Raw genomic sequence first — 11,854 nt, forward strand, 5'->3', positions numbered from 1 at the left:
GTACGTGCACGTCGACAACGCCTACGACGACGGAAATGACGTGATACTGGATGTGGTACAACATGATTCGCTGGAGTTTCTGACCAGCGAATTGAAGAACTTCCGCCAAGGCCTGCCACCGATCGGACGTCCGGCTCGAATCCGAATCAGCAAAGCCGGCCGTGTGGAACGTGAGATCGTGGGCGAATTCGAGTCCGTCGAATTCCCGATGCACGACGAACGCCGCACCGGCCGACAGCATCGATACAGCTACTTTGCCGCCTACACCCCGGAAACCGACGGGGCGATAGTCAAATTCGACCACACCACTGGCACAGAACGCCGGCACACCTTCACCGGTCAGGAGTTTCCCGGAGAGCCCGTCTTTGTGCCGCGGTCCGCCAAGTCCGACGAGGACGACGGCTGGCTACTTGCACTCACCTACCTCGCCGCCGAGCACCGCACCGCGCTGGTCATCCTTGACGCGGCAGATATCGAGCGCGAACCACTTGCCGTCGCTCGCCTGGACGGGCATGTGTTCCCCGGTTTCCACGGCAGTTTCACCGACCGCGTCTGACAGCCGATTCGCCACCACCGAGTCCCAGCCCCTTGGTCTCGAACACTTCGGAAGGATGACCCTCATGGGCGCACACGAACCCATATCGGATTACGCGGGCCCACCGCAGTGGTCCCACGCCGACTACATCGCGTCACTGTTGCCAGAGAGAATCCCGATACACGCGACGCCACTCACCGTCGAGCAGACGCGCATGCGAATTCCGCGCCACCGGCATCGGCACACGACTGCCGACAACCCACCGACTCTCGCTGCAGCTCTGGACTTCTGGGCACTGTCGACGGCAGCACCGAACGTGGCGATGCAGATGGCGTGGCCGGAGATCGGTCGCGGCGTCATCGAAAGTCCGGTGGAGTCCGGTGCCTTGACGAAGCATCCCTGGAAGCGACTTCGGACCACCGCGTCGTATCTGGCCGTCGCAATCCTGGGCACCGAGGCGGAAAAACGCGAGATGCGGGAGGCGGTCAACGCGGCCCACCGTCAGGTGCGTTCGCAACCGGGCGCCAAGGTGAAATACAACGCCTTCGACCGCAGGGCGCAACTGTGGGTCGCGGCATGCCTTTATGTCGGGTTCGAGGATGCGTATCAGTTGCTGCACGGCAGGATGACTGCCGAGCAGTTGGAATCGTTCTATGCGAGCGGTTCGACACTGGGGACCACGCTGCAGGTGCCCGAGGACATGTGGCCCACAACGCGTGCGGACTTCGACGATTATTGGAATGCGGCGTGCGCGAGGGTCGCCTTGGATGATGAGGTCCGGGCCTACGTCGACGACCTTCTCCACCTGCGAATGCTCCGCTGGTACATGCGAATTCCGCTCAGCGGGCTGATGCAGTTCCTGTGCGCGGGATACCTGGCACCGCATTTTCGGGAGGCCATGGGAATCGAGTGGAGCACGACAGACCAACGCCGCTTCGACAACCTCTTCTTGTTCGTCGGGTTCGTCAATCGATTCATGCCGCATTTCTCGCGCGATGTCGGCCACAAACAGATGGACTACGTGCGTTGGCGGATTCGCCGAAAGGCGCCGTTGGTGTGACCGCGATCGTGACGCCGCCGGTCACGCAGACGCAACCCCTGCGGGTTTCCGCTCCCGTGGCCTCAGGATGCCTCGCCGGCATCCGCGGGGTCCGCGGTGAGCGGAACGTCGGAGACCGTGCGAAGCGTGCCGTCGTCCCCGGGTTGCTCGAACACCGCGCGCGCCGAGCGGCCGAGGAAGCCGGCGGTCGCGATGGTGTTTCCGAAGATCGGACCGTTGACCTTGGCCCAGGACATCGGCAACGGGGGAGCGCCGGCGTGCCGGGCCCACCGACGGGTCACACGTGCCAGGAGAGTCGACCAGCCCGCGATGAACATCGGTTTCACGTACGGCGGTACCGCGTTGTGCACCGGGGAGCAGACGAGTTGGTAGACGGCCGATCTCACCGGTTCGCCGAAGTCGACGCGCGCGGCGTAGCTGTGGTGGACATCGCCGGACAGGACGGTGATGGTCGACGGTGCGACGTCCGGCAGCGACGCACTGCCGCGGATCGCCCTGGTGAGTCGCTCGAAGGAGGCACTGAAGGCGGGCCAGTGTTCGAGGTCGGCACCCTGGCGAATCCGCTCGGCCAACCGACCACGCCACCCGGACCGGTGTGCGGCGATCTCGTTCACCGTCTCGACGTCACCGAGAACCGGAGGCAGCAGCCACGGCAGAGACGTTGCGATCATCAGGTGATCGACCGCCTCCGGCGAGTCGGTCAGCTGGGCCTCGAACCACTCGAATTCTTGGTCGCTCAACATCTTTCGGTCGCCCTCGGCGAGAATCCGGCCGTTGCGGGAATCGACGACGATCAGTCGGGCACGACCCAGGTCCCAACGGAAGCTGAACCGAAGTCCCTTGCGCCCATCGGATTCGGTGTCGGCGCGGTCGGCGAGGTCGACCAACCGCGACCAGCAGTCCCCGTCGATGTCGAGGACGTCCTGATAGTCGGGGTCGGTGGCGAGGACAGCCGGATCGAGGTTCCCGATATGTTGAAACACCCAGTACGACACCAGACCCGCCCGAATCCGTTCGCGCCACCACGGTTGCCGGTTGATCTGTTCCTGCCACGCGGCCGACGTGTTCCAGTCGTCTCGGATGTCGTGGTCGTCGAAGATCATCGCCGTCGGCACGGTCGAGAGAATCCACCGGATCTCCGGATCGCCCCACGTGTGGCGGTAGAGACTGGCGTACTCGTCGAAGCTGACCACCTCGTCGTCGGGGAGGTCGGTGCTGGGTCGCCGGCCGGCCAGATTGCGACGGGCGCGGGGAGTCAGTTCGTCGGCGTAGACCTGATCACCGAGCAGGAGCAGCGCATCCGGCCACTGCTCATGTGCCAGGCCGGCGAGGCGAGTCGCATAGGAGTCGAGTGCGTCGATCCCCAGCTTCTTGTCGAGGTTCGGGTCGTCGGTCCGAGGAAACCGGCATGACCCGAACACCACACGGTTTCTGGTGGCCGACGCGGGACCGCGCGTCCGGATGATGCTGGGCGGGAACTCGGAGTCGGGTTCCGGCCACACCTGCCGGCCGTTCACCGCCACCTGGTAGGCGTTCACCGTGTCGGGCTCGAGTCCATCGACGAGGACAAGAGCGAAATGCGACCCGTGGACCTCGAATGTCCGCGCTGCGCAGCTCAGCACCTCGACCTCGGCCGCGCGATCTGTCTGCACCCAGATCAGCGCCGACGTCTCGTCGACGTGACGCAGGACCGGTCCGAGCACGAGTGACACGGGACCAGCCTAGGTGCGGTTGCTGTGAAGTTCCGGCACCGGGAATCTCCTCGTCCGACGCGCGGTCGGGCGCGGGTCTTCCGAGTGCGGGAAACTCAGAGCCCGGTGGGGTAGGTCTCGGGGTGCCGGTCTGCGAGCCACTGGCTGGTCGGCTCGAGCGGTTCGAGTGCGTGGGTCCGGTCGAAGTGGATCATCGCGTCGTATTGATCGGCCGGACGCACGTGGTAGTAGTGACTCTGGCGTTCGGTCTCGGGTCGATAGATCACACCGATCGCACGGGCCAACCGCACCGCCTCCAGCGCGGGCGCCGCGTCCTCGTCGTCCATGCGGATCAGGAACGACGGTGTGCCCACCTCGTGGCAGACCTCCTCGAAACTGCTCGCCAGAGCCGGGCGGACGCGTTTGTGATACGCGATACCGCCCCAATCGTCGGCGGCGGTGACGGAGCCGCTGTAGGTGGAGAATCCGATGAGGCGGGAACTGTCGGGGTGGCGCTCTCGCATCAACTGTCCGAGGGTCAGCTGCCCCTCGGCGCCGACCTCGGTGGCTCGGGCGTCGCCGACGTGGGAATTGTGTGCCCACACCACCACCTTGCCGGGATGTCCGATCGCGCCGCGACTGTCGTCCAGGTGGCTCAGCAGCGCATCCAGGGTCTGGGCCATGTGCTCGTCGCGGACGTTCCATGAGGTCACGCGGCCGTGAAACATCTTGCGGTAGTACAACTCCGAATTCCGTACTGCTTGCGCGTTCTGGCGGGCGGAGAACAGTTCGTCGGCGGCGGCCAATCCGTCTCGGCTGAGGTATTCCAACGCACTCTCGTTCAGGTCGACGAGTTGGTCGATCACTTCCCGCTCACAGGAGGGCCCGGCCCCGAAGGCCGCCGCGTATCCGTAGGCCTGGCCGTCTTCGGGACCGGTGTGGTCGAAGCACTCGTAGCGCGCTCGGGCGCGTTGCGCCGCAGCGGGATCCACGGTGTCCAGGTAGGTGATCACCTCGTGCATGGAGCGGTGCAGGCTGTAGAGATCGAGCCCGTAGAACCCGACGCGTTCCGGGGCCGACCTGCGGATGTTGTGGTCGTGGAGCCAGTCGACGAACTCGCGGACGACGACGTTGCGCCACATCCAGGCGGGAAACCGCTCGAACCCCGAAAGGGCCTCGTCGGCCGAAGCGTCCGATCCCAATCCACGAACCCACCGGTTGACGCGGTAGGCGTCGGGCCAGTCCGCCTCGGCCGCGACCGCGGTGAAACCCTTGTTCTCGATGAGCCATCGGGTCATCTGGGCGCGGGCGGCATAGAACTCGTGCGTGCCGTGTGAGGACTCGCCGATGAGCACGATGCGGGCGTCCCCGACGAGTTCGTCGAGGACCGAGGCCGGCGGGACACCGTCGACGCAGTCGACAGCGACCCGGGTGATCACTTCGGCGTCGGTTTCCTCGACGGTCGTCGGCGGCGCGGTTGTCGGCGTCGCCAGCAGTGTCCGCACCTCCTCGTCATCGGTCTGCCGAAAATCCCAATACGAATCACCGACTGCCAGAAAGGGAGTCGGCATGGCGGCGCAGACAACATCATCGGCGAGGGCGGCCAGCTCCCGGCAGGTCGATTCCGGCGCGGCCGGTACCGCAACGACGATCCGGGCCGGTTCGGATTCACGCAGTGCGAGCACGGCGGCCTGCATGCTCGATCCGGTGGCCAGACCGTCGTCGACCAGAATCACTGTCTTGTCGGTGACGTCCACCGGTGGTCGCGAACCCCGATAGGCGGCCTCGCGTCGCTGCAGTTCACGGGTCTCGCTCTCGACGACGGTGCGCACCTGCTCGGGCGTCAGTCGCAGGCCGCGAACCACGTCGTCGTTGAGCACGATCCGGCCCCCGGCCGCGATGGCACCCATCGCGAACTCCGGGCGCGACGGGATGCCCAGTTTGCGCACGATGAACGCGTCGAGCGGCGCGTGCAGGGCGGTGGCGACCTCGAACGCCACCGGCACACCTCCGCGGGCGAGCCCGAGGACGATGACGTCCGGTGTGCCTCGATAGTCTGAGAGCAGTTGGCCGAGAACGCGTCCCGCCTCCCGACGGTCACGGAACAAATGGTCGCGGTCTCGACGCGTCGTCGATCTTGCCCCAGTCATCCCTGGCCTCCGACTCGCTCGTAGGTTTCGCCGTGGACGACACCATTGTGAGCCGTCGTCGGCGTGGGCACCAGAGCCGAACGTCACGCAGTGAGCACCAGGTTGTCGGCGGCGGCGTGCCTTGGCGGCTAACCTCTGCCGCAGCGACCCGCCCACAGCGCGACCACGTCGTATGGCTGCCTGCCGGCATGCGGAACCGAACCGCTGCATCTACGTTCGAAAGGGGAGCGAGGTCCAGAACAGGCGCCTCATCGTGCGCGATCCGGGAGAAAGCGACATCGAGGATGCCGGAAATAGACGTCGGGATCGACTCACAGCTCGAGCCGGAAGGTGCGTGGCGGTTGGCATCGGATCTGGAGAGGTTTTCCGAGTGGATGACGATCTTCGGAGGGTGGAAGGGCGAGGTTCCCGAGTCCATCCGCGAGGGGACGACAGTGGCATCGCTGATCAAGGTCAAGGGATTCCGGAATGTCATCCACTGGACCGTCACCGAGTACGACGAACCCTCGGTGATCGCCCTGTCCGGTCACGGCCGCGGTGCGGTCCGCGTTGCTCTGTCGATGACGGTGACCCCGATCAACGACGGAAGCCACTTCGACTTGAGTGCAGACATCGGGGGCGGCGTGCTCAACGGTCCTATCGGGCGTTTGGTGGCCCGCGTGTTGCACTCCGACGTCCACACGTCGATCGAGAACCTCGCCGCGCTCCGATGAGGGTGACGCTGATCTGGGCCCAACAGGCTTCGTGGGCGATGGCCATGCCGCCGCGCCACCTCAGGGGATGTCCGCCACTTCGAACGCAATGACAACGATCGACCTCCCAAACCGTGGCCTTCGGGTCGTCAAGAAACCTCACTGTTCCGCCTACCAGGGGCCCGCGGACCCCGCCATCGAACAGAAACTCATTCGCCGGTCAGGGCAGACGTGCGGAGCACGATCTTGCCGGTGGTGTGGCCGTCCTCGACGGCCCGGTGGGCCGGGTCGGCGGCGAGGCCTGCGATGGCCTCGATCCACGCCCGTTCGGTGTGGACATGGGTGGCAGCGAGCCGTACTCCGATATTCTCCGCCTGCTCGGCAAGCGTGCCGGAGCCGGCGCCGAGAGCGATCAGCACGCCGCCGGGCCGTACCGCACGCAGTGCGGCTTCGCGAGAGCCAGGGGCTAGGACCAGGGCGACGTCGACAGCTGTGAACGTCCGACCAGGCGAGTCATTGACGGCATCGCCTTACCCACGGCGCAGGAGGATAGACACACTCCACCGTGCCGCCGCGCGTTACTTGAGTAGCACAGGTGCTACCATGGCGCCATGAGCAGTGACACCGTAGGGCTTCGCGAACTGCGTCAAGACGCATCGGAATTGGTGCGTCGGGTTGAAGCGGGCGCCGAGATCGTCATCACCGTGTCTGGTCGCCCCAGTGCCCGGCTTGTTCCGGCGACCCCACACATCTGGCGGGAGTGGGCCGACGTGCAGCAGCTATTCGCCGGTTCCGCGGACCCAGCCTGGGCTGATGATCGTGACGTGCTTGATCACACGATCGCAGATCCGTGGGAACGTCGTTGAGAGGCATCCTCGACACGAGTGTGATCGTTGCGACTGATGTCAAACCGATCCCGGGATCACTTGCGCTGAGCTCTATCACCCTCGCGGAAATGCACTTTGGCGTACTGGTGGCCAAGACGGGCGCCGTCCGCGCCGAGCGACTGCGTCGATTGTTGTTGGTCGAGAGGATGTTTGACGCATTGCCCGTTGACGACGCTGTGTCCGCAAGTTACGGAATCGTCGCCGCAGCTGTTGTTGCGGCCGGTCGACAACCGCGTGCGCGGTCGATGGATCTGCTGATCGCCGCAACGGCGCACGCCCACGCCGCCCGCCTCTACACCCGCAATGCATCGGACTTCGTTGGACTCGATGACCTGGTCGACGTGATCGAGGTCTGACAGAGGGGCAATCCCGTCTGTAAGTATCGGAGGGTGGCAACTCGGCGCATTGGTCCCAGTAATCGCTGGACCGGGCAGTTGCCAGTCGTAGTGCTGACCACCGGGGCTGAGGTTGCAGTAAAGAGTGCGTCCTCGCGCATCGGCGGCTGGCACCTCGCGATCTAGGACACGGCCACAGCTCGAATTCACTGAGACCGCCAGCCAGGGCACCGCTGACGCAATTCGTATGCGGGGGCGCGGAGCGCCCTGCGGTGTTTCGGGTTCGATGCCCGAAGCACCGGACCCGCCCCGCCTGCGCGGGATGGGTCCGGCCGCGAGTCAGGCGTGGCCGCCTCCTCGGTGGTGTCGGTGGTCTCGCTGCGGGGGCGGTGGTCTTGGATTTCGGGGTAGGGCACGGTGTGGCGGATCAGGCGGCCGCCGAACGGCGCCGGCGTCTCAACGCTGACGGTCTTCTTGTTGGTGCGTAGCACGGGCGTCCATCCGTGGTGGCGGATCTTGACGAGGTCACCGGCGGTGATGGTGTCGGGGCTGCAGTCGCCGGTCTTGCCGTCGGCGATCTGGGCGGCGCGAACGCCTTTCCAGTGGGTGATGTTCGCGGCGCGTTCGGCCATGCGGGCGATGAGGCGTTCGCGGTATTCGCCGGTCGCGGCGGTGGTCTTCTCCACGTGTTTGACGCCTCGGCCGTCGGTGAACAGGGTTCGGGTGTGTCCATCGAGGGCGCGTTGATCGGCGCGCTGCTCGGCTTCGAGCTTGTCGATGCGGTTCGCCACGGTGACCGGGTTGTAGCGCAGTTCGGTGGTGCGGGAGGCGGCTTCGGCGCGCTGGGCAGCATGGTCGGCCTCGCGGTCGGCGGCCACGGCTTTACCGAGCGCGTTGTGCGCGCAGTCGATCGCGCGGCGGTGCCGGCCCTCGCTGTGATGGCCGACCTTGACCGGCTCGCCTCCCGGGGGCAGCGCGGCCGTGGCGCGCTGTTCGGCGGTCCATGCAGCCTCGGCGTCGGCGGCGCGGCGGTCGGCCTTGTTCTCGAGTGCGGCGACCCGGTCGGCTTGACGGGCGGCGCGGTCGGCTTCGACCTGGGCGGGGTCGCGGTGGGTGCGGTCAATCTCGACGGTGACGGTATGGCCGGCCTCGTCGAGGGCGCGGGCGGCGCGGTTGATCTTGTACTCGTTGGGCTGGCGGTCACGGCTGGACTGGATCCCCATCAGCCCGAGCGAGCGGAACCAGTGAAACCCGTTGGCTTTCAAGATTTCATAGGTGCCATCGCCTCGAACCATGCCGTCGGCGAGGGTGCCGTCGGCGGCGGTGTGGGTGATCGTGATCTCGGTCATGGGGTTAGGAGTCCTTTCCTCGGTGGTTGGGTGTGGTGGGCGTGGTCAGCGGTGCAGGGCGAAGTCGTGGACTTTCACCTGGCGGGGGGCGTCGATGCCGTCCAGGTCGGGCAGGGTGGCGGTGCGGTGTCCGGCGGCGTGGCGGCCGGTGAGGGTGAAACCGTGCTCACCGGGGGTGACCGGGGCGAGGTACCAGCTGGTGCCGGACGGGCTGCCGAGCAGACCGGGCACGTACTTGGTGTGAGACGTGCCGGTGTGGGCGTTGACGGTGGTCACCTCGGTTGCCCAGGTCACCGACACGAGCGCGAACAGCGGCGCGTCGAGGTCAGTGACCGGCTCACTGGTGCCGGTGGTGAGTGGTTCGACCGGCGTGCCGGGGCCGGGGTGTCCGGGGAAGGCGTCGACGCGGCCGATGATGTGGGCGAGGGCGCCGTCGCTGAGGGTCGTGGGGATGGTGGTCAGTGCGGCGCGGCTGGTGGTCATGGTGTTGTGCTCCTTCGCGTTTGGGTGTGCGGGGTTGGTCAGTGGTGAGTGTGGAGGTCGCGGCGGGCGGCGGCGCGGTCCTGGCGGTTGGCTTGGCGCTTGGCGGCGCGGATGGTGTGGCGGTTCTGGTGGGTGCGGCTGGTGTTGGTGAAGACGTCGCGCTGGGTGCCGTTGCGGGTCGGGCGTGCCATCGTGGGTTCCTCCTGCGGCCGGGTGGTTTGTTTGACACCTGCCATCTCGTCGCCGGCGGGAGGTCGGTGCAAGGGTGTTCACAGCGAAAAAGTCATCCGGGGCGCAGCCCTGTAACCCGTAGGGCGGATTAGTTTTTCGCGGCCCTTGTCGCCGGGCCGACCAGAGGTACGAGAATGGAAGGGGGCAACAAACCCCTGCCCGTGCGGCGAAGCCGCACACTCCTGGTTCCGGGACGCAGTCCCGGTCCTGTCAGGGTGGCGCAGCCGAGAGCGAAGAGGTGCCGCACAGTCGTACTGCCAGCAGTCAGGCTCGACGCGACCACACCGGACGCACGTGGCAGGGAGGTGATTGTGCGGGAGCGACGCGGGTCCGGGAGGGCTTGGTGTCGCGGCAGCACTAGTAGTTGCGGTCTGTGTTCGTCATACTCTCCACATGCCGCTCACCTGGGGAGATTGGCTTCGCTTCATTGTGACGCCTCTAGTTATCGCCGCAATTACCGCCATTGTTGCGACCCGAAATGCCAAAAAGACACCGCATGAGCGCCTAAAGAATCTCGTAGAAATTCACAAGAACATGCCAGCTGGATTGGATTTAGAGAACGTCGTGGAAGGCGCGATCGCTCGCGAGCTTGTCGACTTCGACCGTCGGCTGGCGGCCGATCAGCGAGGACTCTGGGCGGGTATAAGGGAACGGTTAGCGCAGCTACGCAGCGAAACTGTTGTCACGGTGATCGGCGGCGTAGGAGCCCTTGCGGCGTACGCCACCGGCCTGATGGAGCAGGTTGATTCGTGGGGCACCGCGATCATTGGACTGACCACGATTCTAGTCTCGTCGATCGGACTCTTCGCGGCCGTTCGCGCAAGCTTGAAAAGTGAGCGGTCTTCGTTGAATAGCGACCGCGCTACGGCGGAGATTAAGGCGCATTTTCCACGGCTGTTACTGCAAGAAGTCTCAAGAGACGGGGAATTGTCTATTTCATCGGGTGACTATCGGCTCAAATTGGCCGAGAGACTGGCGGATATGGGCATATTCGAGAAGGTGATTGTCCCGCGGGAGCCAGTCGCTAAGGAGCAGCTGTTCACGTTTGTTCTGACGGAGGATGGGAAGCGGGTGTGGAACTCAGCGTTTGCTGACCTGGAGCGTGAGCACCTCGCGCATTGGGAGGACATCGCGGCGGAGAACAGGCAGGAAGAGGGGGACGACGACCCCGGGCGCGAAGCGCCCGGGGTCGTCGTCCCGGGCTAGGCCGTGCCGTAGATGGGTGCGGTGGTGAGGATGAGGCATTCGCGGTTGTCGTCGTCGGCGACGATGATGGCGTGGCGGTGGGTGAGGAGTTCGGCGAGTCCGAGTGCCCAGTCGCTCATTTTGAGGTCGAGCATGTTGGCGATGTCGATGAGTGCCGGCAGGTTGTCGGCGCTGACGCTGTCGAGGACGTTGGTGGCTCGGATGATCTCGCGGGCGGCCGGGGTGACGTCGATGTTGGTGATGGTCCAGGCCATGGTGACTCCTTCGTTGTGTGGTCCGCCCGGTGTTGGGTCGACGTGCGCGCTGCTGTGGTGACCACCCCCCTGAGTAGGTCTTTGACTCCCGGTGGTGATGCTGTGCGGCCGCCAGGCCGCTCCGTCGTGCCTCCCGGCCGGGGCCGCCGAGCGGGCGGCCCCGACGCTGGGTTTAGGCGGCGTCTTCGGTGTCGGTGAGGGTGTCGGGGTCGAGTGCTGCGGCGATCTGGCGGGCGGTGGCCAGGACGCGGGCGGCGGTGTCGACGATGATGTCGGTGTTGCCTTCGGACCATCCGGCGATGTAGCCGATGCTGTAATCGCTGGTGTCGACTCCGAGCATTCCGGCGGCGACGTAGGCGACGGATTCGGCTTCGACTTCGCAGCGGCCGCGGTGGGCGATGTAGTCGGCGGTGTCGATGTCGGCGTGCATGAGGGCGTGGGCGGTCTCGTGTAGCGCGGTCTTGGCGGCCTGGGCGGCGGTGAGGTCGGCGGCGATGACGATGCGGCGGGTTCCGTCGGTGGTGGTGTAGCCGTTCGTGCCGGTCTCGGGGATCTGTTCGCGGCTGACGGTCCAGCCCTGGGCGGTGATGTAGTCGACGGTGCGGCTGTAGATGTCGGCGGGGTCGTCACCGATGAGGGTGTGGGCGGGGCTGGCGAGGTCGACCCAGACCCGGGCCTTGGGGTTCTTTTTGCGCATCCAGTCGGCGACCTCGGTGATGGGGTCGGTCTGGGCGATGTCGAACACGGACAGGATTGGGTAGGTGGCGACCTTGCGTTCGGTGTCGTCGCCGGTCTCGGGGTCGGTGTCAGTGATCTTGCGGGAACTGAAACCGCGGATCCGGATCGCCTTTTCTCCCTTGAATCCCCCCGGGTTTCGTGCCGCTTCCTTTTGAGTCAGGAAGGATGAGCGGTATGCCCAAGAAGATTGATCCGGAGGTCAAGGCGCGTGCGTTGCGGATGTTGGCCGAGCATGGCGGGGAG

The 11,854-nt window shown here is 65.8% G+C and carries 14 protein-coding genes; 6 read left to right on the plus strand and 8 right to left on the minus strand.

The features are described 5' to 3' along the window. Positions 1-4 precede the first annotated feature (4 nt). Positions 5-556, plus strand: a complete 552-nt coding sequence (locus tag ABLE92_RS21840; protein ID WP_348806897.1) for a carotenoid oxygenase family protein — start codon at positions 5-7, stop codon at positions 554-556. Between the two features lie 193 nt (positions 557-749). Beyond that, positions 750-1,595 carry an oxygenase MpaB family protein gene (locus ABLE92_RS21845; protein ID WP_348806898.1) on the plus strand — a complete coding sequence of 282 codons (846 nt, stop codon included), beginning with the start codon at positions 750-752 and terminating at the stop codon, positions 1,593-1,595. Between the two features lie 62 nt (positions 1,596-1,657). Here ABLE92_RS21845 and ABLE92_RS21850 read toward each other — a convergent pair whose 3' ends face one another. Both ABLE92_RS21850 and ABLE92_RS21855 read right to left on the minus strand, forming a co-directional pair. After that, positions 1,658-3,307: an alkaline phosphatase D family protein gene (locus ABLE92_RS21850; protein ID WP_348806899.1), complete on the minus strand. Its 1,650-nt coding sequence runs from the start codon at positions 3,305-3,307 to the stop codon at positions 1,658-1,660. A 95-nt stretch (positions 3,308-3,402) separates the two neighbouring features. Next, positions 3,403-5,436: an erythromycin esterase family protein gene (locus ABLE92_RS21855; protein WP_348806900.1), complete on the minus strand. Its 2,034-nt coding sequence runs from the start codon at positions 5,434-5,436 to the stop codon at positions 3,403-3,405. Positions 5,437-5,720: 284 nt separating this feature from the next. Between ABLE92_RS21855 and ABLE92_RS21860 the strand changes: the two genes are divergently transcribed. Continuing rightward, positions 5,721-6,149: a type II toxin-antitoxin system Rv0910 family toxin gene (locus tag ABLE92_RS21860; protein ID WP_348806912.1), complete on the plus strand. Its 429-nt coding sequence runs from the start codon at positions 5,721-5,723 to the stop codon at positions 6,147-6,149. A 188-nt stretch (positions 6,150-6,337) separates the two neighbouring features. On the opposite strand, the gene ABLE92_RS21865 is transcribed toward ABLE92_RS21860, so the two are convergent. After that, positions 6,338-6,547 carry a hypothetical protein gene (locus tag ABLE92_RS21865; protein ID WP_348806901.1) on the minus strand — a complete coding sequence of 70 codons (210 nt, stop codon included), beginning with the start codon at positions 6,545-6,547 and terminating at the stop codon, positions 6,338-6,340. Positions 6,548-6,739: 192 nt separating this feature from the next. On the opposite strand from ABLE92_RS21865, the gene ABLE92_RS21870 reads away from it, so the two are divergent. Together ABLE92_RS21870 and ABLE92_RS21875 are read left to right on the plus strand one after the other, a co-directional pair. Continuing rightward, complete coding sequence (locus ABLE92_RS21870; protein ID WP_348806902.1) at positions 6,740-6,994, plus strand: type II toxin-antitoxin system Phd/YefM family antitoxin; 255 nt, start codon at positions 6,740-6,742, stop codon at positions 6,992-6,994. 20 nt (positions 6,995-7,014) lie between these two features. Then, the gene (locus ABLE92_RS21875) at positions 7,015-7,371 is read left to right on the plus strand and encodes a PIN domain-containing protein (protein WP_348806903.1); all 357 of its coding nucleotides are present in this window, start codon (positions 7,015-7,017) and stop codon (positions 7,369-7,371) included. 185 nt (positions 7,372-7,556) lie between these two features. Here ABLE92_RS21875 and ABLE92_RS21880 read toward each other — a convergent pair whose 3' ends face one another. From ABLE92_RS21880 to ABLE92_RS21890, 3 genes are read right to left on the minus strand one after another with little or no spacing between them, the layout of a single operon-like run. After that, positions 7,557-8,699: a DUF3560 domain-containing protein gene (locus ABLE92_RS21880; RefSeq protein ID WP_348806904.1), complete on the minus strand. Its 1,143-nt coding sequence runs from the start codon at positions 8,697-8,699 to the stop codon at positions 7,557-7,559. Positions 8,700-8,744: 45 nt separating this feature from the next. After that, complete coding sequence (locus tag ABLE92_RS21885) at positions 8,745-9,182, minus strand: hypothetical protein (protein ID WP_348806905.1); 438 nt, start codon at positions 9,180-9,182, stop codon at positions 8,745-8,747. 38 nt (positions 9,183-9,220) lie between these two features. Further along, positions 9,221-9,373 (minus strand): hypothetical protein, encoded by a 153-nt coding sequence (locus ABLE92_RS21890; RefSeq protein ID WP_348806906.1) that lies wholly within the window; start codon positions 9,371-9,373, stop codon positions 9,221-9,223. A 433-nt stretch (positions 9,374-9,806) separates the two neighbouring features. Between ABLE92_RS21890 and ABLE92_RS21895 the strand changes: the two genes are divergently transcribed. Further along, positions 9,807-10,619 (plus strand): hypothetical protein, encoded by an 813-nt coding sequence (locus ABLE92_RS21895; RefSeq protein WP_348806907.1) that lies wholly within the window; start codon positions 9,807-9,809, stop codon positions 10,617-10,619. On the opposite strand, the gene ABLE92_RS21900 is transcribed toward ABLE92_RS21895, so the two are convergent. Both ABLE92_RS21900 and ABLE92_RS21905 read right to left on the minus strand, forming a co-directional pair. Next, on the minus strand, positions 10,616-10,873 hold the full coding sequence (locus ABLE92_RS21900; protein WP_348806908.1) for a hypothetical protein: 258 nt from the start codon (positions 10,871-10,873) through the stop codon (positions 10,616-10,618). The two genes, ABLE92_RS21895 and ABLE92_RS21900, sit on opposite strands and share 4 nt — an antisense overlap. A gap of 172 nt (positions 10,874-11,045) precedes the next feature. Next, the gene (locus ABLE92_RS21905) at positions 11,046-11,618 is read right to left on the minus strand and encodes an ImmA/IrrE family metallo-endopeptidase (protein ID WP_348806909.1); all 573 of its coding nucleotides are present in this window, start codon (positions 11,616-11,618) and stop codon (positions 11,046-11,048) included. Positions 11,619-11,854 lie beyond the last annotated feature (236 nt).

Source organism: Gordonia oleivorans (assembly GCF_040044975.1).
GTDB lineage: Bacteria > Actinomycetota > Actinomycetes > Mycobacteriales > Mycobacteriaceae > Gordonia > Gordonia oleivorans.

Bases quoted from the DNA above. Each gene is read 5' to 3' on its own strand.
- ABLE92_RS21845 (WP_348806898.1), top strand. From the start codon at position 750: ATGCGAATTCCGCGCCACCGGCATCGGCACACGACTGCCGACAACCCA.
- ABLE92_RS21855 (WP_348806900.1), bottom strand. From the start codon at position 5,436: ATGACTGGGGCAAGATCGACGACGCGTCGAGACCGCGACCATTTGTTC.
- ABLE92_RS21860 (WP_348806912.1), top strand. From the start codon at position 5,721: ATGCCGGAAATAGACGTCGGGATCGACTCACAGCTCGAGCCGGAAGGT.
- ABLE92_RS21870 (WP_348806902.1), top strand. From the start codon at position 6,740: ATGAGCAGTGACACCGTAGGGCTTCGCGAACTGCGTCAAGACGCATCG.
- ABLE92_RS21880 (WP_348806904.1), bottom strand. From the start codon at position 8,699: ATGACCGAGATCACGATCACCCACACCGCCGCCGACGGCACCCTCGCC.
- ABLE92_RS21885 (WP_348806905.1), bottom strand. From the start codon at position 9,182: ATGACCACCAGCCGCGCCGCACTGACCACCATCCCCACGACCCTCAGC.
- ABLE92_RS21890 (WP_348806906.1), bottom strand. From the start codon at position 9,373: ATGGCACGCCCGACCCGCAACGGCACCCAGCGCGACGTCTTCACCAAC.
- ABLE92_RS21895 (WP_348806907.1), top strand. From the start codon at position 9,807: ATGCCGCTCACCTGGGGAGATTGGCTTCGCTTCATTGTGACGCCTCTA.
- ABLE92_RS21900 (WP_348806908.1), bottom strand. From the start codon at position 10,873: ATGGCCTGGACCATCACCAACATCGACGTCACCCCGGCCGCCCGCGAG.